Here is a 21225-nt window from a genome sequence, read left to right as displayed (position 1 = left end):
TTCCTTTTTTGCTATTATCTTAGCGGGAAATTTCAATCTTCCCTACTGTACCATTCGGGCTGTCTTCTTTGACCTCAAACTCTAGTCCATACTCTGGAACGTTACGCCCAGCGTCAGGAAGGGCTTTATTCAAATAAGTTTTATCATCTTTGAACTTATCATAGCTCTTCGTGTGATTATCTTTCAACGTCAAGCCATTCGTAGCGCGATAATCGAGGAACATCTTCTCAGATTTATCTTTGCTGAAGGCAGCATCGTGAATTTGATAACGAGAGGAAGCTACTGATTCATCACTCCAGTAAAGTGCCTTCTGATCGGCATCCACTACACCTAGGAAGCCTTCACCCGGATGTGTACCAGTCCAGTTGTTGTCATAAGAATTATCGACGTACCAGACTAGAAGACCAGTGTTGTAGCTCATCAAGCTGTCACCACGGCGGATATGGTCAAGGCCGATATCAACGCCATTATGCGTACGCCATTCCAGCAAGTAGTAGTGCTCGGAAAGGGAAACACCTTTATCTTGCGCAAATCCAGCTAGCTCAAAACTACTATCAGCTTCTGCATCGTCTGTCAGGACAGAGCTGCCATCAGCTGTCACTTGGATGTCATCCACGTAGAATCCAGCGTTGTTCACAGCTACATCCGTCCAATAGTTCAAGGAAAGCTCGATTTCCTGGCCAGCATAGGCACTCAAATCGAAGGTAGCATCCACCCAGCCGTCAGACGTTCCGGTAATACCATCACCTGGGTTCTGCTCGTTCGGGTTATCCGTAGTCGTAATGCTGCCAGGTACAGTTTCCCCGTTGACTTTGACAGAGGCATAATCCCAATCTTGTTCAATATCATACCAAGTCTTGAATGTCAGTTCAGCAGAAGAGGCACTAGTCAAATCAACAGTCGCTGTCATGCTGTTATCAACATTATTGCCTTTACCACTGAAGTAAGCATACGTGCCGCTTGCAGGTTTTGTGACTTCGGTTTCTTTATCAGGCAGGTTTACACGAATTACATCGTTGTTTGTTCCTTTTGTCACAGCTTCGTCCAGCAGCAGTTCCACTTTATCTCCATCCAAGTCCTCTGCTTCGATCGTCGTACCGCTCAGCCAGTTGCCGCCATGTGCGTTTTGCAGATATTCCTTCGCATAGGCACTGAATCCAGATGGCTCTGTTCCAGGTACATCACCAGCCCAGCTTCCGCTTGCCATGATGGACCAATAAGCAACCGCTTCTCCTTGGCCAGTATAGTTCGTATCATACTCATCCGGTAAGCCTAGGTCATGGCCGTATTCATGCGCGAATACCCCCATAGCCCCGTCTTCCGGTTCGATTGTATAGTCGTAAGCAGCAAGCTGTCCGTCAAAGCGGTCACTAGTGGAGCTTCCGCCAGGGACTGCCACAAGTCCGCCAAGATTCCAGCGGTGAGACCAGATTGCATCGCCGCCAAGGCTTCCGCCGCCGGCTTCTTCACCGACACCTGCGTGAATGACCATCAAGTGGTCGATGATACCGTCTGGCTCATGGTAAACGCCATCGCCATCATAGTCATCGCGATCCCATTGATCGTATTCGCTCAAGTCGACATTAGGATCCTGCCCAGCTTTCGTTAGGGCTTCATAAACCAACTCCCTCGCAGCCGCATCACTGCCATCTGGAGCCGGATCGTTGGCACCATAGTAAGCAGCAGGATGATCAGCTGTATACCAACCAGCAATTTCTCCGTCAACAGTGTAGCTGCCGCCGGACTGCTCTTCATAATACTGCTTCATGGAAGTGAAGTTCTGGCCATCCGGACCAGTATAACCATCATCACCAAAGATCATGTTCTGGAAGTGATCATGCGTATAATCCTCATACCACATATCCGTTTCTTCTGGTGTGATGGAGCTGTTTTGGTAATCCGGGAAGTCAATTGCAAGGACAAGTACTTTGTCTTCACGAACTTCTCCGTCATACTCTTCTTCTTTTACATTCTCTACTTTTTTATCTTTTTTCTTATCTTTTCCTTTGTCCTTGTCTTTGCCTTTCTTGGAAGCCTCTTTAGAAGCACTTGCTGCATTGTCAGCATTGCCATTTTGTTTGTCAGTGTCACTTACCACTGTTTCATCGATTGCTGCTTCTTTCAGCTCATCCGGCAGAGGCTGTTTAGCAGCTTCTGCGCTTTTTTCTTCCCGTTCCTTGAGGTAGGCATTCAATACTTCCTGAGCTTCCGCTTCCGTAGCGTCTTCACTGATCTTTCCTTCTTCTTTAAGCAATTCAATCAATTTATCTTCATTGGCAATTGCACTGTCGAAAGGTCCGCCGCTTTGTGCAGCTTTCGGCGAGTACGTCACGGCTGGTGTTTTCTCAACAGTTGCTTCGGCATGGGCTTCCTGCGTTGGCGTGAATGATAATGTAAAAGTGCTAAATCCAATAACAGCTGCCATTGCAGAAGCCATCCATTTATTCTTCTTCAAGCAAGTCACTCTCCCTGTGCTAATAGTTTAAATAGTCGGAAAACAAAAGGTGTATGTAGGTAAAGTTTTCCTTAAAGGGTAGTATAGCGACTAGTTTGCTAGATTTACAATGGTACTTTCGAAGGAAGAAATATTGTATATACCCTGTAATGAAGCGGTTTTCGTGAGATGTCTTCACATAATCCGACAGGGTTGGCCATTAGGTTGGGAAACCACAAAGTTGAAAATAACGTAAAATTACAGAAACGTGTAGAAGGGTGAGGAAAGTTGGGAAAGTGGGGGCCTATTAGAAAATAGTCCAATTACTAGAAAAATGAGCGGATGGACCTATCTATTAATCTCGTTTTTAGAGAAGGAGTTACAACAACCAGCATAAAATTATATATTTCAAAGGGTAAATAAGGAGGAAGAAGGCATGCTTCCCCTTATTTATGTGTGCAGTATTTCTTCCGTGTAATCAGAAGCTTCCGATTCTGCATGCAGGTACAATTCAAATGTACCTTCTCGAAAGAATAACGGAAAGACAGTACGGACTACATCCTGCATCGGCAGTTCCATCGCTTCAGACTTATGGACCCACGATGGGTTGCCTTCTCTGGAATCCGACAGCAGTGTGCCTGAAAAGGAGTCGGTTATATAGTAGAAAATCAGATAACGGATATTCTGTTCATCATTCACGTAATGCTGTACACCTTTATACTCCAGATCCCAGACATCCAGTCCTGTCTCTTCCTTCACTTCACGAATGGCGCTTGCAGTGAGGCTTTCAGGAAAATCTACTTTTCCGCCGGGCGGGATAAAGCCGCGGAAGTCATCATGCTGGCGGTCCAAAAGAAGCACTTGATCCTCTGTATGGATCATTACCATGTTATAGATCTTGTGCTCGATCATATCAGTATCCTGTTTCGACGGAGGCATTCACGATATACATCATATCGTTTTTGTCCTGTTTATCCTCCAAGTAAATGGCACTGGAAGTCAGCATACCGCCGTCAATTACTTCTACTGTTACAGTTCCGTATGGAATGCGAGCCTTCACTTGCTCGATATCCAGCTTGTCTTTATCTGCAGGAACTGCCAAACGGACATTCACCTTCATGTTATGTAAATCGTTTTCGGGCAGGACACTTGTAATACCAGGCATGGAGTTTGTATGAATAGCATTGACTACTGCACGTACAGCTGCTTTTGTGACGTCCTGACCGTGGACATCCACACCAAAGCCAGTTTGGATAAACATGATTTTTTCCATATGATCTCTCCTAGTTCGTTCTGATATAGTTACTGTATCATATTAAGATCAAAGAATTCTATCAGCTATATATAAGATTTGGTAAACTTGGGTGAGAGAAAGGGGATATGCTTGTGAACTATGTAGAGAACCTTCGGAAGTACGTCGGGCATCAGCCAGTCATTTTAGTTGGAGCATTATGCCTTCTTTTGGATGGAAAGCGGCAAGTCCTTTTACAGAAAAGAGTCCACCCGCCCGAAACATGGGGCTTGCCCGGTGGATTGATGGAACTTGGTGAATCAGCTGAACAGACAGCGTCCAGGGAAGTCTTTGAAGAAACTGGACTGACAGTCGAGGAGCTGCAGCTGGTCGATGTGTATTCCGGTAAGGATAATTTTGCCGTCGCAGCTAATGGTGATGAGTTTTATAATGTGACCATCGTATACCAGACAAGTCAATTTCATGGAGAACTAATACTGGATGAGGCAGAATCGATGCAGTTGGCTTTTTTCCCGCTTGATGGACTTCCGGAAAAAATGGTCAGAAGCCATCGTCGATTTATTATGGATTTCAGCGAAAAGGAATAGCTAAACAGCTACTCCTTTTTGTCCACTAGGATGGACGCTTTGCTATTCTAACTACTCATGGCATGGAGGATACCGCATATTCAATTACCACAGAAACAAGTGCGAGCACTACGGTAAGTACAGTTGATATAGCTAAGATCCACCCACTGCTATCAAGCCTATTATCGCCCTGACGTTTCCATATAATGAAAAGAATAGCTCCTAGTAATGTAGAAATTCCCCAGATAATCAAGCCCGCTTTAGTGAAGAGCAGCTCCCAAGCAGCCAGCCAAAAAGCGAGTATACCGAGATGAACAATACATAATGAATAATTGGCTGTTCGCCTTAAGATTAACAAATCATCACCTCTATAGCACTATCCTAGCACGCAAAACGATCTTACATATATAAAACTTCTTGATAGCCTCATACCTGGACCTGCTTCAGACCCCTGGCAGTAGACTGACGCTCTGTCAGAGAAAAAGAAAGATCAGCGGCTGTATAAGGCGTTTCCGTCAACACTGCATACATTCGGCGGAATGCTTCTTCTCCCATTTGCTTGAGGGGGTTGCGGACATGGGTGAGATCCATCAGTCCAGCCACATCGCTTTGGTCGGATTCGAAGCCTACTAATCCCAGTTCATCGGGGATGCTGATTCCCTGAGCTCGTGCTTCGGCTGCCATGCCGGCTGCAACATAATCACTGGCATGTATGACAGCGTCAGGCATATCTTTGCCGCTTAAAAGCTTCTGGAGGGCACTGCGTCCATCATCGACTGTGAACGTTTCATCTAAAATCCATTCGGAATGGACGGGAAGGTTATGTGTTTGCAATATATCTTCAAATGCCTTTTTCCGTTCCAGGCTGTTTCGGCTTTCGGCTCTTCCAATCGTGCAGGCAATACGGTTATAACCTTTTTCGATCAAATGCTCCAGGCCAAGCTGGAACCCTTCGTAATGATTCATATATATGGATTGGATCTTTGGGTGCTGAAGGGGCTCACATGTCATAATCGGACCGTACTTTGTATAGGTGGCAACTTTCTCCCAACCCAATCCGCAGCGCAAGATGATCAGGCCGTCCAGGCGCTTTTGACGCAGCATTTCCAATGCCTGTAATTCTTGATCTGCTTTCTCGTTCGTTTGGTAAAGCAAGGTTTGATACTGGCAGGAGGTACCCGCATCTGCGATACCTTGAACGATTTGCATGAAATAATGACTGATTGAAGGAGAAACGACACCAATGGTATTCGTCCGGCCTTTTTTCAGCTGCACTGCATTGCTGTTTTGTATATAGTCGAGCTTATCGATGACTTGCTGGACTTTACGCCGAGTTTCTTGATGGACGTGGGGATGGTGATTGAGGACACGTGAAACAGTGCTGCGGGAAACGCCAGCCATCTGTGCAATTTGCTTGATATTACTCATGTACATCACCTCATTAGAAATCGCTTTCTTACCTTTATTTTAGCGGAAAATAAGCATTTTGTAAGCAATGGGGAACCTGTTTACAAATTCCTTACGATTTTGTGCTTGACCTGGGATGCATTCCAGCATTTAAGCTTTGATTGTAGATCCAAAACGTAACCATATAGGAGGCTTTAATCATGGGAAAATTGAAGATCGTTACAATCGGCGGCGGCTCCAGCTATACTCCGGAAATTGTGGAAGGGTTCATTAAACGCTATGATGAACTGCCAATCACGGAGCTTTGGCTTGTTGATGTAGAAGCAGGAAAAGAGAAGCTTGAGATTGTAGGGAATATGGCAAAACGTATGGTGGAAAAAGCAGGCTTGCCAATCGATGTGCATTTGACATTGGATCGCCGGGAAGCTCTGAAGGATGCAGATTTTGTTACAACACAATTCCGTGTCGGACTATTGGATGCACGTGCAAAAGACGAAAGAATCCCATTGAAATATAATGTAATTGGTCAGGAAACAAACGGACCAGGCGGATTGTTTAAAGGTCTGCGTACCATTCCGGTGATCCTTGATATTTGTAAAGACATGGAGGAGCTTTGCCCGAACGCATGGCTTGTGAACTTCACAAACCCAGCAGGTATGGTAACAGAAGCTGTGCTTCGCTACTCCAATATCAAAAATGTTGTTGGTCTTTGTAACGTGCCGATCATGATGAAGATGCAAGTAGCAGAGCTGCTTGGCGCCGATGGAGATCGTGTGCACATCGACTTTGCGGGATTGAATCACATGGTATTCGGATTGAATGTATACTTGGACGGCGAAAATGTAACTGATAAGGTGCTGGATAAAATGACAAGCGCCGATAAAAAAGAAATGACGATGAGAAATATCAAAAATCTCGACTGGGAACCTAGCTTTATCAAAGGGTTGAAAGCTATCCCATGTCCATACCATCGTTACTACTACAAGACTTCTCAAATGCTTGAGGCAGAGCTTGAGGAAGCAGCTAACGAAGGTACACGTGCCGAGGTTGTGCAAGGCGTAGAGCGTGATTTGTTCGAGCTTTACAAAGATCCGAATCTTGCAGAGAAACCGGAGCAGCTGTCCAAACGCGGCGGTGCATACTACAGTGATGCTGCTTGCAGTCTGATTAATTCCATCTACAATGACAAACGCGATATTCAGACAGTGAACACAATTAATAACGGTGCTATCCAGAGCATCCCGAATGATTCCGCTATCGAAATCAACTGTGTCATTACAAAAGATGGTCCGAAACCGATCGGTATCGGCGATCTGCCAGTACCAGTACGCGGACTTGTCCAGCAAATCAAATCATTCGAGCGCGTCGGAGCGGAAGCAGCTGTAACAGGTGATTACAACACTGCTTTGCTGGCGATGACAATCAACCCGCTTGTACCTTCTGATGAGATTGCGAAGAAAATAATGGATGAAATGTTGGAGGCTCATAAAGAGCATTTGCCACAGTTCTTTAAAAAGGTAGAAGCATAAAAAGATGACCCGTGCAAAGAGCACGGGTCTTTTTTATGTGGAATGCCTCGGTACAAGATATCCTTGCCATTGAAATAGTTTGGTTTCATATATGTTACCAGATAGCTGCATATCTAATTGTTCTACAGTCTTTCGTGCCATGGCCTCTATCTCATTATCATAAGTGGTCAGCGGAGGATCGGTAATCTGAGAGATAGGATGGTTATCAAACCCAGTAACTGCGCACTTTTCTGGCATAGCGATTTGGTGCTGCTTGGCAGCATGCAGAATTCCAGCGGCAACGAAGTCACTTCCAGCAAATATGCCATCTATCAGCAATTGTTTATCATGAAATAAATCAGTACCCAAACGAATACCATCCTCAATTGATACCATTCCTTCTATACGTTTCCCGCCTTCCTTTAGATTTCTCGCAGCTAAGGCGTTTAGAAAACCTTTATATCTAGCTTCTTGGGATGGGGAAGTGTGGTCGAGACAGAATAAGAGTCGCTTCTTACCTGTTTGCAGCATATGCATGGTCAATTTATAGGCGGCACTCTCTTCATCTAGACTGCATACAGTTGCGTCAATTTCATATTTCTCATTGCAAATAAGTACTGGACCGTTTTCTAGGCAACGGGCTAATAGGGGAGCTTCCAGTGCGGATGAAGTTGCGATTATAGCGTCCAGTTCACGCTGTTTCAGCTTGGCAAATACATCCAGTTCACATTTTTTATCACCGAATGTCTGAAAGATAACGGGTTTCCATCCTTTTGCTGTACACGCATTCGATAATGATTGCACCAGTGCTGCGAAATAAGGATGATCGACTTGAGGTGTCAGGATGCCTATCGCAGAGGTTTTTCGCTTACGAAATTGAACAGCCAAGCTGTTCGGGGTGAATCCGGATTCCTCGATAGCAGAAAGGACCTTCTGCCGCTTCTGTTCAGATACATAAGGATGCCCATTTAATACGCGAGAGACAGTACTTTTGGAAACGCCGCATATCTTTGCAATGTCGTTTATAGTAGGCATTCAACCAGCTCCTTGGACAGTGAATGTAGCTTTATCATAGCATACCTCTTTTCTTATTGACCTGGGAACGTTCCCATCTCTTATGGTAGGAAAGGAGGTGGTTGAATAATGAGTGTGAAAAAATGTTTCGCTAGTACCGACAGTACAAAGGCACTTATTTGTTTTGATTTTGATGAGACTTATTTCCCCCATGCTTGCGAGAAAGGGCTGCTGGAGGATCTGCATGCTATGGAACTTTATCTAGATCAGATTGCCAGGCAGTATCATGTGAAAATTGCGTGGGTTACCGGAAGTGATTGTAATGCCCTGGCTGCTAAAATGAAGCGTGCAAATCTGACTTATGTACCCCATTTCATTGCAGCTAATCTGGGAACGGAGCTGTACCAACTTACTGCTGGTGGGGAACTAAAGGAGATATACGATTGGAAACAGCATTTGCCTGTTCAAGAAGAATTCGATCAGCTTGTAGAGGATTTGATTCATTTGCTCTCTTTGGATGGGATAGCGTTACAGCGACAGACGATGCATGGGCAGAGCTCGTACAAAAAGAACTACTATTACTTTCCTAATGAAGATGATTTGGCTGAGGTAATGTATCGTATAAGGCAGGCAGCTGTTACGGCTAAGGTAGGATTGAATGTAAACGCATGTAATCCACTGGCAGGAGATCCAGACGGGGCATATGATGTGGACTTTATTCCGTTAAGGACTGGAAAACGAGCGGCCGTTCAGTTCTTGGCAAATCATTGCATGGTGGAGCCCTCGCAGATTTATGCTTTTGGAGACAGTGGAAATGACCTTGAAATGCTGCGATACGCAGGAAATGGTTTCCTAGTTGCTAATGCAACAGAGGAGGCGAAACAGAAGCACAGTCAGGTATGCGGAAAACCCTACGCAGCCGGTATCCGGACGACGCTGCAACATTTCTTTTCTTGATGAGAGTAATATGGAATTGTTAAACCCAGAAAACCCAAAAGTTTAGGGTTACGCTTTTTTTGGAACGCAGTTCATTTATTAGCAGAACCGTTAATACGCTGCTTGGTTTTTTTTGATCCTTTTCCACCGAATAGATAGTACCCAGCTGACTTGATATCCTTTTAATTATATATCAAATGGAAGGAATACAATTGTGTGTTTAGATCAATCTTTTTCCCTTTTCCTCTTCATCCAAAAATTACAGCTACTATAACAGCCTCAAATCGGGTAATCTAAAGTAAGAACGTTTGTTCCCTTTGGAGGTGGAGAAGATGGATTACAGTGGATTTCAGCAGCATGGGGTATTGTGTGTGGATATGCGGAGCTTCTATGCAAGTGTGGAATGTGTGAAACGCGGTCTTGATCCGATGACAACACTGCTTGCGGTGGTTGGGGATACGAAGCGGCCAGGAAGTATCGTGCTTGCTGCCAGCCCTGCGTTGAAGAAGAAGCATGGTGTCAGCAATGTAAGCCGTTATTTTGAGCTGCCGGAAGATCCTGAGATTGTCATTGCCGAGGCACATATGAAGGATTACCTGGAGGTTTCAGTGGCAATTACGGAACTTGTGCATGAGTATGTCCCGATGGAAGCGATCCATGTTTATTCAGTCGATGAATTCTGGGTCACACTTGATGGTACAGAAAAGCTGCACGGAACTGCAGAAGAGACGGCGGTCAAGCTGCAAGCGGATATCCTGGAGCAATTCGGTGTGACAGCAGCCATTGGAATTGGAGATAACAAGTTCCTGGCTAAGGTCGTGATGGATATTCACGCAAAGAAACAGTCCTCTGGTATTGCTGTTTGCCATTATCAGGATGTGCCGCGTTTATTATGGCCAGTCCCGATACAGGATATTTGGGGGATTGGAAGACGCATGCAGCGGAATTTGAATCGGATGGGTATTGTCACGCTTGGGCACCTTGCTCACACTTCCTTGGAACAACTCAAGAAACGGTATGGTGTGATGGGTGAGCAATTATACTGGCATGCATGGGGAATCGATGAGAGTGAGGTACTCGGTGATTTCGTCAAACAGGAGCAGAAAAGCTACGGACACGGCATCACACTGCTGCGCAATTATCGGGGAGAAGAAATTCCGACCATCATTCTAGAGCTGTGTGAGGAGGCCTGCAGACGGGCAAGACGGGATAGGAAGGAAGGCAATACAGTCCATCTGGCTGTTGGATATGCCAGTCAGCATGGTGGCGGCTTCAGTCGATCTCGTTCTTTCACAAGTCCTTCGAATCTGACAACGGATATGTATAAACTCTGTCTCGAACTATTTCATGAACACTACCAAAAAGGCCACGAAGTCAGACGGGTGTCTGTCTCCCTGACCAATTTATACGATGAAGAGGCAACCCAGCTCAGCCTATTTGAGGATAAAAGCAAGCAGAAGGATCTCAGCCGAGCGATGGATCAAATTCGTGCGCGCTTCGGTACGACCGCCATTCTGCGCGCCAGCAGCCATACAGCAGCCGGGATGACAATTGAACGCAGTACGAAAATCGGAGGCCATCAAGCCTGACTTACGCTGCTGCCGTCTGCTGAAACAGCCGGCGCAGCTTTGGTACATACATGATAAGAAAGACAGATCGTCCAAGACTGAACAATAAAAAGGCGATCCAGAGTCCATGATTGCCGAGCGGCTGCAGCGCATAAAGTGCAGCTAAGTAAAGCAGGACAGCAAGGATCATGGAGTTACGGACAAAGCGTACTTCCGTTACGCCTGTGAAGACGCCATAGTAGACAAGACCAAGACTGGCGACAATTGGGAACAGAACAAGCCAGTTGGCATAGGAACCAGTCAGCTCAATAATATGCTGCTGATCGGAGAACAATGGATAAATCCACCTCTGACCAGCAAGGAAAAGAAGCGCGAGCGTCACCCCGATACCAAGTCCCCATTGCAGGGATAGACGCAGAGACTGCGAAAAGAGTTTTTCATTGCGTTCCCCAAGCGCCCGACCGGCAACTATGCTGGACGCATTAGCGAACCCATCAAAGAAATACGCCATCATATAGTGAATCTGAATCAGGATAGCATTGGCTGCCAGCATATCTTCCCCAAACCCAGCACCTTTTGCTGTAAATAGGTTAAAAACAATAAGTAAACATATCGTCCGGATAAATAAATCCCGATTGACCTTCATCATTCGCCACATCGGTTTAGGGTCGACTGCGCGCCGTAAAACCTGTACGAATGGATGCTGCCATATACTGCCGGCGTATTTGCGCAGCAGGACAACACCGAATACGCAAGAGAAAATCTCCGCTATCAGTGTAGAAGCACCTACACCTGCCACTCCAAAGTCCCACACATGAACAGAGAGAATGCAAAGAATGATATTCAGCACATTCGTGCTTATTTGGAGAACAAGCGTTGCTTTGATATAAGACATGCCGATCAGCCAGCCAAGGATCACATAGTTGGCAAGCGCAAAGGGTGCACCCCAAATCCGGATGGAGAAGTAAGCCGAAGCACTGCTATTCACTGCATCACTCGCTCCTAGGAAGGAGAGAGAATAGTGCAGGATCGGCTGTTGGATAAGAACAAATAACAGGCCGACAATAAAAGCAACCAGGAAAGGGCGCATTAGCGCCATTATATGCTCTTCTGTATCAAGACTGGCAGATGCTTGGGCAGCGAACCCGGAGGTGCTCACCCGAAGGAATCCAAAAAGCCAGTACATCGTATTGAAAATGATTGTACCGATGGCAACTCCGCCAATATAAGAAGCATTTGAAAGCTGACCGACAACCGCTGTATCAACAACACCGAGAAGCGGCGTTGTAATGGTAGACAGAGTCAGCGGAAGGGCCAGCGCTAAGTAGTTTTTATGTTGCATAAGCTCACCTTAATAGTAGTAATTACGATATAATATACCGCACATGTTTGCGGAAGTAAACGCTATTTGTTTCCAAACATAAATGTCATTGTATTTACGCGCATATTAAGAATCAACCCAAGGGAAGCGAGTGTGATGACGAGTGCGCTGCCGCCGTAGCTGATAAGCGGCAGTCCAAGTCCAGTGACGGGCATTAACCCGATACTCATACCGACATTTTGGAATATCTGGAATGTCAGGAAACCAGCAATTCCTGCCCCAATCAAAGTACCGAAAGAATCATGATATCGCTGGGAAATCATGACGATTTTATAGATGAGCATAAAGTAAAACAGCAGGACGATACTTGTTCCCACAAAACCGAAAACCCCGCCTATGACAGCAAATATCAAATCTGAGTAGGCGTAAGGCACATGCGGCAAGTGGTCATACCCACTAACATTTCCTGAACCAATCGCCATGATCGATTGATTCAGCTGATAGCCGGAAATAGTATATTTCTCTGGCTGCAGCCAGCCATAGAAACGGCTTGCCTGATAGCTTGGCAGCATGCCAAGTATACGATCAAGGAAAAAGTCAGTCGCCACGAAGTATGTAATTGTTAATGCAAGGACAATCGTTAATGGAACAGAGAAGATAAGCAGTATCGTTTTTATCCGGACGCGGGAAACAAGCAGCATCGCTCCGTAAATTGCAAGATAGACCATTGCATTTCCGAAGTCCGGGAATTGCATCACGACAGCAACTGGGATTAGTGTGATAACCGTCAGTTTGCCGACAAGCAGTATTTCCTCCTTTAATGTAGGGGAGCTATCCGTCCCTTTACTGATCACTTGGGCCAAATACAGAATCAATCCGATTTTCATCGATTCAGCAGGCTGGAATGAAAAGCCGCCGATTGTATACCAGCCGTATGCTTCATTGATTTCCTTGGAGATACTGGAAGGTGCGATCAGGATACCTACTAATAACAGCAGGAAAAACAGATAAACAAAAAGTGATAAACGCTTCAGTATATCGAGATCAAGGAAATAAGACACGACAAAACAGCCGCCCAAACCAATCACATACCAGACGACCTGCTGCAGGACAAAATATTCTCCTTGCAGGAGCTGTACTTGATACAAACTGACTAGGCTTGCCAGTCCGAGCAGTATAATAAGCGAGAAATAGATATAATCAAATTTTTCCAGATATGTTTGCAGTTTTTGCATGCACGTCACCATTTCATCATAAGGATAAGCTACAGTTCTATCGTAACAGAAATTTCCAATTAAAAAAGCCGTATTCTGGAAGAAATACGGCTTTTCCCATTAATGATGATGGTGGCTGCCACTATCATCCTGTTTTTTCTGTTCTTGTTCCTGTTGTATCTTTTCTATCTCTTCTTGCGTCAATTCTCCAACGCGAATCTGCTTCGTCGGCATCAAATGGATATTATCGACCTTTACATCTGCTTTAACAAAATATACACCATCCGATGGGAAGGTATATTCCAGATGATATGTCCCGTCAGCATCCAGTGAAGCAGGAATTTCCTCTGCCTCAACTTTGTTATCATCTTTCCATACAAGGAAGTTGACAGTTGCCTCCTGTTCAAGTGCTTTCCCGTCATGTGACAGCTTTACATCTATCTTCGGGGTGGAATCCGCTTCAATGGATTCAGGAGCTTCAATGATCACATTCACTTCTTCCCGTTTGGCGTAATGGTCAGCTGCACCAGGATCGGCAGAGCATGCAGCAAGGAGAAAGAATGTCAGTAACAACGGTGTAAATTTAATGAGTCGCATCTGTTTTTCTCCTTTTTTACGCATTGAAGAACCTCTTCAGCGCAGGCACTCTCGGGATGACAAAACGATCAAACAGCCAGACGGCGATAATCGAGATTCCGACAAGCGGGAAGATGATGCCAAGGATGATTATCAGTATAATGACACCCTTCATGACTTTGTCAGACGGGGCTTTCGGTGAGCCAAGCTTTCCTTCCGGTTTCCGGGAGAGCCATAGTATAAAGCCGCTCACAGCAATACCTACAATGCCAATCAAGACAAGCAATCCAATAATCTGATTCCAGATACCGAATTCCGTTCCTTTATGAATGGTAATACCATAGGCAATTACTTTTCCAATTGTATGGTAATTATCATAGCGGTAATCTGCCAAAACAGCACCAGTATACTGATCAATGTGCATCGTCACTTCATCACGGGCATGCGGCGGGAAAGCAGATAAAGTGAATACACCATCCTGCGTTTGCGGAATCATGATATTATAGCCAGGTTTTACACCTTCATCTTCGGCTATCGACACAACATCATCAACAGAAAGCTGTGTGTATTGCTGATTTGTTGAAATTGGGACTGGCAAGTTCTCAGCTGACCAAGGCACATCTGCGATTTCTTTTGTTTTTACGTCGGAAGCAGGAGCATCACCAACCCACACAGAAGGTGGATAGCCGACACCTGCATTTGTAGTAAGCGTTTGGAAATTGTTTCCCCATAGTCCTGACCAAGGCAGTCCTGTCAGAATCAGAAACAGCAGACCTAACGAAATCCAGAATGCAGGAACTACATGCAAGTCACGTGCCCGCAGTTTTTTCCCTTTGTTCAAGCGGGGAATGAGGACTCCAAAGATTTTCGATTTGCCTCTCATTTTAGGCCAGCCCAAGTAAACGCCAGTAATGATCAAAATCAGCGCCCAGCAAGCAGCCCACTCGACAACACGATCCCCGAAAGTACCCATCAGCAGCTCACCATGAATTTTTTCAAATACGTTGACGAGCTTGAAGGAGTCTTCTAGTTTCCCGAGTATGACATTTTCATAAGGGTCGACGTAAACGGTATAGGCTTTACCGTCTTCTGTAATACCGACCTCTGCTGAACGGTCTGGACTGTCACTTGGACGATAGGAAGTCACTGCTGCATTCGGATTTACAGCTTCCACTGTATTGATTTGCTCAGATGGAGTTGTGATGGTAGTTTGCGGAGTGACTTCATAATAGTCTTTGTAAAGGGCTGCTTCGATTTGAGGTTTAAATAGATAAACACCGCCTGTGATAGCCAAAATAATAAGAAACGGCATGATAATAAGACCTGCATAGAAGTGCCAGCGCCAGACAGACTGATAAAGCGATCGGCGCTTTTGTTGTTTCTTTTTCGACACCGACGGCTCTTTTTGTGCCTCCATATAGGACAACTCCTTCTCTTCTATAGTAAATGTAATAATGGGCAAAGTAGTACAAGCCTAAGCTTAGGACAATTTTCGCATCCTTACAAGTAGGGAATTGGAGGATATTATGACCATTCCTTGAACGGGATGGATATTTATTTTTAAAGCGTTTACAATACGTAGCTCATGAGGCTGAAACGTTGATGGGACGGGCTTTGGTGTTGTGACATTCCTTGACATGGTGTCCTATAGTGTTAGCATAGATAACTGTTAACATGGAACGATATATTATCTCTAAAGGAGCGATTAGGTATCTTAACTAACAAACGGATTTTGTATGTCGGAGCAGGATCGATGGCAGAAGGAATGATTGCCGGGATGAACAGGTCAGACAGCGTGCGTAATGAACAGATTTATGTAACGAATCGAACAGATTCGGAGCGTTTGTGTGAACTGCAGGAGCGCTATGCTATTACCGGAATTCCTCAATCGGGGGTGGATTGGAGCAGTATGGATATTATCATACTAGCGATGAAGCCAAAGGATATAATCGCTGCATTACTCGAACTGCAAGATAAGGTTCAGGAAGGCCAGCTGGTCATTTCAGTAGCTGCAGGCATCCAGAATGAACAGATTGAGCATTATCTGCCGGAAAACCAACCCGTTGTTCGTATTATGCCTAACACATCCAGTACCATTGGTGAATCAGCTACGGCTATTGCACCTGGAACATATGTATCTGATGAGCAGCTTACAGACGTCACAGAGCTGGTACAGACCTTTGGTGACGCTTTTGTGATAGCAGAAGAACAGATGGATGTCTTCACAGGGATGGCTGGCAGCGGACCTGCCTATTTCTATAAGCTGATGGAGCATTTCGAGGAAACGGGTGTGGCTGCAGGCTTTGACCGGGATACAGCAAGAAAGATCGGAACGCAGACGATGCTCGGAGCTGCTAAAATGCTATTGGAAACAGAAGAAGAGCCGGCTATTCTGCGGAAGAAAGTAACCTCTCCAAATGGAACAACAGCAGCCGGGTTGGAAGCATTGAATGATGCTGGAGCGGGAGAAGCAATGACAAAAGCGATTCTTTCTGCAGCAGAGCGATCCAATGAAATTAGTGAGGAGCTTAAAAAACAGCTGTTGACGCGCTAATGCATGATAGTGCAAAAAAGAAAACTGGAGGACGTTATCATTTCTATTCAAGCAACAAAACCGAAACGTATTGTCGTTAAGATCGGAAGCAGTTCATTGACCAGCCTGCATGGAGAAATCAGCCGTAAGAAGCTTGAGAAACTAGTGGAGCAGCTCGTGAAGCTGAAAGACAACGGCTATGAGGTATTGCTTGTATCATCGGGAGCTGTGGCAGCAGGATATCGCAAGCTTGGTTTTCTGGAAAGACCGACGTCACTGCCGGAGAAACAAGCAGCTGCATCTATCGGGCAGGGGCTGCTGATGGAAGCCTACTCAGATTTGTTCCTGTCCCATGGCTATGTAGCATCGCAAATTTTGATCACACGTGGCGACTTCTCGGACGAAACCCGCTATAATAATGTTAGAAATACAATTAATGTTTTAGTTGATCGTGGTATCATCCCGATCATAAACGAAAACGATACAGTGACAGTCGATAGACTGCGCTTTGGAGATAATGACACACTTTCGGCAAAGGTTGCCGGATTGGTCGGCGCGGATTTCTTGACCGTGCTTTCTGACATTGATGGTTTGTATACGGATAATCCAGTCAAGAATCCAGAAGCAACACGCATCGAGCTGGTGAGAAGCATCACACCAGAAATAGAGGCTGCCGCAGGTGATGCGGGTAGTGCAGTCGGAACCGGCGGCATGAAGTCCAAGCTGGATGCATTCAGGATTGCTATGGCATCTGGCATTAAAGGTTTTCTTGGCGATGCGACAACAGAGGATATCATTTATCGTTCTGTGATGGGTGAAGCGGATGGAACGTACTTTGAAGCTGACCAGGATATGGATTACCTGAATCGGAAGAAGCAGTGGATTGCCTTCAATTCAGGACCAGTGGGTGAAATCATTATGAAGAATGACGGTCGGATACCAGATTCTGTTGAATTCCAGAATATCAGCACCATTAAGGGCAACTTCAAAAAAGGTGACGTCGTGCGCATTCTGGATGAAAGAGGAGCTCGGATCGGCCTTGGCATCGTAAATCAAGCTGCGTCCGAACTTTGGCAGGCCTTGGCAAGTCCCGTAAGGAATATAGAAGAGACAATAGTCGGTCAGGAATCATTTGTGTGTGAACTGGAGCATACCGTACCAATTCGATGACAGAAGGAGGAACATCGTGGAGCATATAAAAGAAGTAGTAACAGTAGAAGAGCAAGCTATTGCAGCAAAAACGGCTGCCAAGCAGCTTGCACTTCTGACAACGGCTGAGAAGAATGAAGCATTGGTCACAATTGCAGACCAGTTGGAAAAAGAATATGAAGTAATTCTGAACGCAAATGATAAAGATATGCATGCAGGAGAAGAAAAAGGCTTTGATGCTGCTTTTCTGGATCGATTAAAGCTTACTCGCGAACGCATCGAGGATTTTGCAAACGGATTGAAGGAAGTAGTTGAGCTGGAAGATCCGACAGATCACGTGGTCAGCGAATGGACACTGGAGAACGGCTTGCATGTCAGCCGCATCACTGTGCCATTAGGTGTCATCGGTATGATTTATGAAGCTCGTCCTAATGTGACAGCAGATGCAACCGGTTTGGCGCTCAAATCCGGCAATGCCATTGTTTTGAAAGGCGGATCATCTGCTATCCATACGAATACGGCAATTGTAGAGGTCATCAAAAAAGCACTTCAGCAGACAAAAGTGCCAGCCGATGCTGTGCAGCTTATCCAATCAACTGACCGAAAAGAGACAGCGAAGCTCTTTACGATGAAGGAGCACATCGATGTTCTTATTCCTCGCGGCGGTGCCTCGCTCATTCAAGCTGTCGTTGATTCTGCAACTGTTCCTGTGCTGGAAACAGGTGTGGGCAACTGCCATATGTACGTGGATAATACCGCACAAGTTGATATGGCGATCAGCACGTTCCTGAATGCCAAAACGGATCGTCCGGCAGTTTGTAATGCATTGGAGACATTGATTGTGCAGCGGGAATGGCTGGAGACAAACAAAGATGCATTGGTACAGGCGTTGCGGGAAAATGGCATCCAAACACATGGAGATGAGACAGCAGTTCAGATTTTACCTGACTGCAAGCCTGCTGCGGAAGCAGACTGGGCCAATGAATACCTGAGCCTGGACGTTGCAGTACGTGTTGTTGATTCAGTCGAGGAAGCGATTGCCCACATCGACCGGTACGGTACAAAGCACTCAGAGGCGATCATCTCTGAGGATGATGAAGCAGTAACCAAATTCATGAAGGCAGTCGACGCAGCAGCACTTTATCATAATGCATCCACACGCTTCACAGATGGTCACGCCCTTGGCTTCGGAGCTGAGATCGGAATATCAACTCAAAAGCTTCATGCCCGCGGACCGATGGGATTACCTGCCTTAACAACGTATAAGTACGTGATGAAAGGCAACGGTCAAACAAGATAACAGAAAGCTCATCCTGATGGATGAGCTTTTTTGATGTCAAGAAACAGAATACAAGTACCTAAATAGCTAATATCCATTTATTTCTTGCAATAGCTTCTCGTTTTGTTATATTTAATTGATAATGATTATCAATTGTATGGTTGCAAAGATTCGAATTTAATTCTTACCCAGACTGGAACAAGCATATGAAGGAGGCTGAAACATGACAGAGGTATGGATACTTTCAGGGAAAGAGCCAGGAGTGAATTATCGTGTTCAAGTTTATATCCCAGAGCAACCCCCGCAATCAGAAAGAGGATATCCGGTTATCTATATGATGGATGCTAATTATTATTTCGGACTGGGTACTGAAGTCATACGAAATCAATCTCATAATTTACTCAAAACAGGAATAGATCCAGCAATAGTTGTAGGAGTAGCGCTGGATGCAGAAGATTCGGTCATAAGAGAACGGCGTTTCTACGATTTTACGCCGCCAGCACCAGTTTATACATATCCGGATAAAATGAAAGGCAAAACGACTGGAAAGCATGGAGGAGCAGAGACTTTCTTGAATTGGCTAACAGATGAGCTGCAGCCCAGAATCATCGAGAACTACCCAGTACAGCAGGATAAGCAGTGTCTGTACGGACATTCCTTGAGTGGGTTGTTTGCGCTGTATAGCATGTTCAAACGTCCGGAAGCCTTTCAATGCTACCTGGCTATCAGTCCTTCGATCTGGTGGAATGAGAAACATATTTATTCCTTCCTGAGCGGTGCCAAGGATTCCAAGCTCTTTATTAGTGTGGGGGAAGAGGAAGGCTTCATGGTGGAAGATGCGATGGCGCTTTATCATCGTTTGCCGAGCACGATGGATGAGAACACCTCATACTACGTTGCAGACGATGAGAATCACGCGTCAGTTGTCCCAGCAACGATGAGTCGGGCATTCCGCTATTTCTTCAGCTGCTGATCCGGTTTTTTTGTTTCCAGCTCGATATCTGCTAAAATGAGAGGAAGCGATCAAAACGGAGGGATGTCCACATGCAAGCCTTTATCCGAAACGACCAATATAACAATATTAAAGAACAGGTGCAGCAGCTTGTGAATAGTTCTGCTGCTGTCAAAGATATAGACATTATTTTCGGACTCCGCTCATTAGCTGAAGAGAAGATCATGAACCGATTCGAGAAGCTCTCAGAAGAAGAGACGGAAATGCTTAAAAGAATCCAGGGTGTGCAGGATGAAATCGATGCAGAGCTTTTTTTAGCTCAGCTGCGTCCATCTATCAAGCCATTTCCTGTGCTTACAGAGCAGCAGCTACGAAAGCTGTTCCCGAAAGTGAAGCATTTACATGTACCAAAACTGGATGAAGTCGATTGGGAGAAGACCTCTTATCTAGGATGGAATGACCCTGGGCAGCAGGCCAAGTATATGGTTGCCCCACATGAGGATGGAATGATGGCTGCCCGTGGTACGATTACACCATCCTCACAGCCAGGGATTTGCACGATCTGCAATAAGCTGGAGAGTGTTGGATTATTCATGGCTGATCCGATTGGCCGCGGTCAAGGGACGTATGTGAAACGCGGAAATTATGTGTGCAGGGATAGCGCCAAATGTAATCGAAATCTGACAGATATCAACCGGTTCTATAATTTCATCTCTAATCTGCATGCATCATAAATAAAAAGAGGAGCACATGCCTTGGGGCGTGTGCTCCTTTTTTTATTCTTCGGGCAGATCGAATGTCAAATCAGCTGCCAGCAGGTCTTCTTCGTTATCAGTGATACTGGAGATACGCAGGGAGAAGGAATCTTCTTCTTTGTAATCTGTTTGATCCATGAGGAAAACAACATATTTGGTAGAAGTCTGGCCAGGTTCGATCTCACCAGAATCTGCTTCCAAAACGTTATGGTTCAGGATTCGATATGTTGGAGTTTCAAGAAAAGCACCCATGTCCTTTAATGGTACCGCACTTTCTCCATCATTTTTCACTTCCAGCTTCGCTGTGGCTGCAACGATTTTTTCCGGATCCTTGAAACCGGTAAAGGAATCCTCATAGGAATCAGCCGGTTTCAGCTTCGTATATTGAATCCCTTTCAGGGTCACTTCCAGATTGTCATCAGTTTCGGACTGATCAAAGTTCTGTTCAGACAGCATTTCCTTTTCTGCAACCGCATCTTTCGTCAGACGGTCCGGGAAGTAGGGGTTTTCTGCTGTCACAGTATCTGTCAAATCGGCAGACAATGCATCTGTATCTTCGTTTCCTTCTGTAACTGCTGCTTGTGCCGTCGGTGTTTTTGGCTCTTCGGCTGCTTTTTCGTCCTTACTGCAGGCGGATAAAGTCAATGCAATTGCGAACAGCAATACTGCTATTGGAACACGGAACAGTTTCATATACTTCTTTCATCCTCTCTTTTAACAAGATCGTCTTCTAGAAAATAAGCAAATAAAGACATAAATAT

Annotated in this window: 20 protein-coding genes; 9 read left to right on the top strand and 11 right to left on the bottom strand. The window is 45.3% G+C overall.

Going from position 1 to position 21225, the window contains the following annotated elements; genetic code table 11:
• Positions 1-19: 19 nt before the first annotated feature.
• From SFC25_RS02015 to SFC25_RS02005, 3 genes are all read right to left on the bottom strand, one after another.
• A complete protein-coding gene (locus SFC25_RS02015) occupies positions 20-2437 on the bottom strand; it encodes an immune inhibitor A domain-containing protein (RefSeq protein WP_411213768.1) in 2418 nt (805 codons plus the stop codon).
• A gap of 447 nt (positions 2438-2884) precedes the next feature.
• Entirely contained in the window at positions 2885-3346 is a 462-nt protein-coding gene (locus SFC25_RS02010) for an 8-oxo-dGTP diphosphatase (RefSeq protein WP_411213673.1), read from the bottom strand.
• A gap of 1 nt (position 3347) precedes the next feature.
• Positions 3348-3707: a Lin0512 family protein gene (locus SFC25_RS02005; RefSeq protein WP_411213672.1), complete on the bottom strand. Its 360-nt coding sequence runs from the start codon at positions 3705-3707 to the stop codon at positions 3348-3350.
• A 107-nt stretch (positions 3708-3814) separates the two neighbouring features.
• On the opposite strand from SFC25_RS02005, the gene SFC25_RS02000 reads away from it, so the two are divergent.
• Complete coding sequence (locus SFC25_RS02000; RefSeq protein WP_411213671.1) at positions 3815-4273, top strand: NUDIX hydrolase; 459 nt, start codon at positions 3815-3817, stop codon at positions 4271-4273.
• 55 nt (positions 4274-4328) lie between these two features.
• Here SFC25_RS02000 and SFC25_RS01995 read toward each other — a convergent pair whose 3' ends face one another.
• Both SFC25_RS01995 and SFC25_RS01990 read right to left on the bottom strand, forming a co-directional pair.
• Positions 4329-4610, bottom strand: coding sequence for a hypothetical protein (locus SFC25_RS01995; protein WP_411213670.1), 282 nt, complete (start codon positions 4608-4610; stop codon positions 4329-4331).
• Positions 4611-4678: 68 nt separating this feature from the next.
• The gene (locus tag SFC25_RS01990) at positions 4679-5680 is read right to left on the bottom strand and encodes a LacI family DNA-binding transcriptional regulator (RefSeq protein WP_411213669.1); all 1002 of its coding nucleotides are present in this window, start codon (positions 5678-5680) and stop codon (positions 4679-4681) included.
• A gap of 179 nt (positions 5681-5859) precedes the next feature.
• On the opposite strand from SFC25_RS01990, the gene SFC25_RS01985 reads away from it, so the two are divergent.
• Positions 5860-7188 (top strand): 6-phospho-beta-glucosidase, encoded by a 1329-nt coding sequence (locus tag SFC25_RS01985; RefSeq protein ID WP_411213668.1) that lies wholly within the window; start codon positions 5860-5862, stop codon positions 7186-7188.
• A gap of 33 nt (positions 7189-7221) precedes the next feature.
• Here the strand turns inward: SFC25_RS01985 and SFC25_RS01980 are convergent, their stop codons facing one another.
• On the bottom strand, positions 7222-8202 hold the full coding sequence (locus tag SFC25_RS01980) for a LacI family DNA-binding transcriptional regulator (protein ID WP_411213667.1): 981 nt from the start codon (positions 8200-8202) through the stop codon (positions 7222-7224).
• Positions 8203-8310: 108 nt separating this feature from the next.
• Between SFC25_RS01980 and SFC25_RS01975 the strand changes: the two genes are divergently transcribed.
• Together SFC25_RS01975 and SFC25_RS01970 are read left to right on the top strand one after the other, a co-directional pair.
• Positions 8311-9138: an HAD-IIB family hydrolase gene (locus tag SFC25_RS01975; protein ID WP_411213666.1), complete on the top strand. Its 828-nt coding sequence runs from the start codon at positions 8311-8313 to the stop codon at positions 9136-9138.
• A 311-nt stretch (positions 9139-9449) separates the two neighbouring features.
• Positions 9450-10706, top strand: coding sequence for a DNA polymerase IV (locus SFC25_RS01970; RefSeq protein WP_411213665.1), 1257 nt, complete (start codon positions 9450-9452; stop codon positions 10704-10706).
• Position 10707: 1 nt separating this feature from the next.
• On the opposite strand, the gene SFC25_RS01965 is transcribed toward SFC25_RS01970, so the two are convergent.
• The 4 genes from SFC25_RS01965 to SFC25_RS01950 all read right to left on the bottom strand — a co-directional run bounded on the left by SFC25_RS01965 (position 10708) and on the right by SFC25_RS01950 (position 15213).
• Positions 10708-12027, bottom strand: coding sequence for an MATE family efflux transporter (locus SFC25_RS01965; protein WP_411213664.1), 1320 nt, complete (start codon positions 12025-12027; stop codon positions 10708-10710).
• Between the two features lie 62 nt (positions 12028-12089).
• On the bottom strand, positions 12090-13241 hold the full coding sequence (locus SFC25_RS01960; protein ID WP_411213663.1) for an FtsW/RodA/SpoVE family cell cycle protein: 1152 nt from the start codon (positions 13239-13241) through the stop codon (positions 12090-12092).
• Positions 13242-13340: 99 nt separating this feature from the next.
• A complete protein-coding gene (locus SFC25_RS01955) occupies positions 13341-13841 on the bottom strand; it encodes a FixH family protein (protein WP_411213662.1) in 501 nt (166 codons plus the stop codon).
• On the bottom strand, positions 13834-15213 hold the full coding sequence (locus SFC25_RS01950) for a PepSY-associated TM helix domain-containing protein (protein WP_411213661.1): 1380 nt from the start codon (positions 15211-15213) through the stop codon (positions 13834-13836). Before SFC25_RS01950 ends, SFC25_RS01955 begins: the two co-directional genes overlap by 8 nt.
• Positions 15214-15480: 267 nt before the next feature.
• Here SFC25_RS01950 and proC point away from each other — a divergent pair, with 267 nt between their 5' ends.
• The 5 genes from proC to SFC25_RS01925 all read left to right on the top strand — a co-directional run bounded on the left by proC (position 15481) and on the right by SFC25_RS01925 (position 20443).
• Positions 15481-16350 (top strand): pyrroline-5-carboxylate reductase, encoded by an 870-nt coding sequence (gene proC, locus SFC25_RS01945; RefSeq protein ID WP_411213767.1) that lies wholly within the window; start codon positions 15481-15483, stop codon positions 16348-16350.
• A gap of 3 nt (positions 16351-16353) precedes the next feature.
• A complete protein-coding gene (gene proB / locus SFC25_RS01940; protein ID WP_411213660.1) occupies positions 16354-17499 on the top strand; it encodes a glutamate 5-kinase in 1146 nt (381 codons plus the stop codon).
• A gap of 16 nt (positions 17500-17515) precedes the next feature.
• The gene (locus SFC25_RS01935) at positions 17516-18778 is read left to right on the top strand and encodes a glutamate-5-semialdehyde dehydrogenase (RefSeq protein WP_411213659.1); all 1263 of its coding nucleotides are present in this window, start codon (positions 17516-17518) and stop codon (positions 18776-18778) included.
• Between the two features lie 202 nt (positions 18779-18980).
• Positions 18981-19730: an alpha/beta hydrolase gene (locus SFC25_RS01930; RefSeq protein ID WP_411213658.1), complete on the top strand. Its 750-nt coding sequence runs from the start codon at positions 18981-18983 to the stop codon at positions 19728-19730.
• A 71-nt stretch (positions 19731-19801) separates the two neighbouring features.
• Positions 19802-20443, top strand: a complete 642-nt coding sequence (locus SFC25_RS01925) for a FusB/FusC family EF-G-binding protein (RefSeq protein ID WP_411213657.1) — start codon at positions 19802-19804, stop codon at positions 20441-20443.
• Between the two features lie 42 nt (positions 20444-20485).
• Here SFC25_RS01925 and SFC25_RS01920 read toward each other — a convergent pair whose 3' ends face one another.
• Positions 20486-21157, bottom strand: coding sequence for a hypothetical protein (locus SFC25_RS01920; protein ID WP_411213656.1), 672 nt, complete (start codon positions 21155-21157; stop codon positions 20486-20488).
• Positions 21158-21225 lie beyond the last annotated feature (68 nt).

Source organism: Terribacillus saccharophilus (genome assembly GCF_046592595.1).
Classification (GTDB): Bacteria; Bacillota; Bacilli; order Bacillales; family Amphibacillaceae; genus Terribacillus; species Terribacillus saccharophilus_C.
The sequence above is the reverse complement of the archived record's forward strand: the minus strand, read 5'-3'. Positions and strand labels throughout refer to the sequence as shown.

Excerpts from the sequence above, each read along its gene's own strand:
- SFC25_RS02015 (WP_411213768.1), bottom strand. The coding sequence starts at position 2,437 with ATGGCTTCTGCAATGGCAGCTGTTATTGGATTTAGCACTTTTACATTA.
- SFC25_RS02010 (WP_411213673.1), bottom strand. The coding sequence starts at position 3,346 with ATGATCGAGCACAAGATCTATAACATGGTAATGATCCATACAGAGGAT.
- SFC25_RS02005 (WP_411213672.1), bottom strand. The coding sequence starts at position 3,707 with ATGGAAAAAATCATGTTTATCCAAACTGGCTTTGGTGTGGATGTCCAC.
- SFC25_RS02000 (WP_411213671.1), top strand. The coding sequence starts at position 3,815 with ATGCTTGTGAACTATGTAGAGAACCTTCGGAAGTACGTCGGGCATCAG.
- SFC25_RS01990 (WP_411213669.1), bottom strand. The coding sequence starts at position 5,680 with ATGAGTAATATCAAGCAAATTGCACAGATGGCTGGCGTTTCCCGCAGC.
- SFC25_RS01985 (WP_411213668.1), top strand. The coding sequence starts at position 5,860 with ATGGGAAAATTGAAGATCGTTACAATCGGCGGCGGCTCCAGCTATACT.
- SFC25_RS01980 (WP_411213667.1), bottom strand. The coding sequence starts at position 8,202 with ATGCCTACTATAAACGACATTGCAAAGATATGCGGCGTTTCCAAAAGT.
- SFC25_RS01975 (WP_411213666.1), top strand. The coding sequence starts at position 8,311 with ATGAGTGTGAAAAAATGTTTCGCTAGTACCGACAGTACAAAGGCACTT.
- SFC25_RS01970 (WP_411213665.1), top strand. The coding sequence starts at position 9,450 with ATGGATTACAGTGGATTTCAGCAGCATGGGGTATTGTGTGTGGATATG.
- SFC25_RS01965 (WP_411213664.1), bottom strand. The coding sequence starts at position 12,027 with ATGCAACATAAAAACTACTTAGCGCTGGCCCTTCCGCTGACTCTGTCT.
- SFC25_RS01960 (WP_411213663.1), bottom strand. The coding sequence starts at position 13,241 with ATGCAAAAACTGCAAACATATCTGGAAAAATTTGATTATATCTATTTC.
- SFC25_RS01955 (WP_411213662.1), bottom strand. The coding sequence starts at position 13,841 with ATGCGTAAAAAAGGAGAAAAACAGATGCGACTCATTAAATTTACACCG.
- SFC25_RS01950 (WP_411213661.1), bottom strand. The coding sequence starts at position 15,213 with ATGGAGGCACAAAAAGAGCCGTCGGTGTCGAAAAAGAAACAACAAAAG.
- proB (WP_411213660.1), top strand. The coding sequence starts at position 16,354 with ATGATAGTGCAAAAAAGAAAACTGGAGGACGTTATCATTTCTATTCAA.
- SFC25_RS01930 (WP_411213658.1), top strand. The coding sequence starts at position 18,981 with ATGACAGAGGTATGGATACTTTCAGGGAAAGAGCCAGGAGTGAATTAT.
- SFC25_RS01925 (WP_411213657.1), top strand. The coding sequence starts at position 19,802 with ATGCAAGCCTTTATCCGAAACGACCAATATAACAATATTAAAGAACAG.
- SFC25_RS01920 (WP_411213656.1), bottom strand. The coding sequence starts at position 21,157 with ATGAAACTGTTCCGTGTTCCAATAGCAGTATTGCTGTTCGCAATTGCA.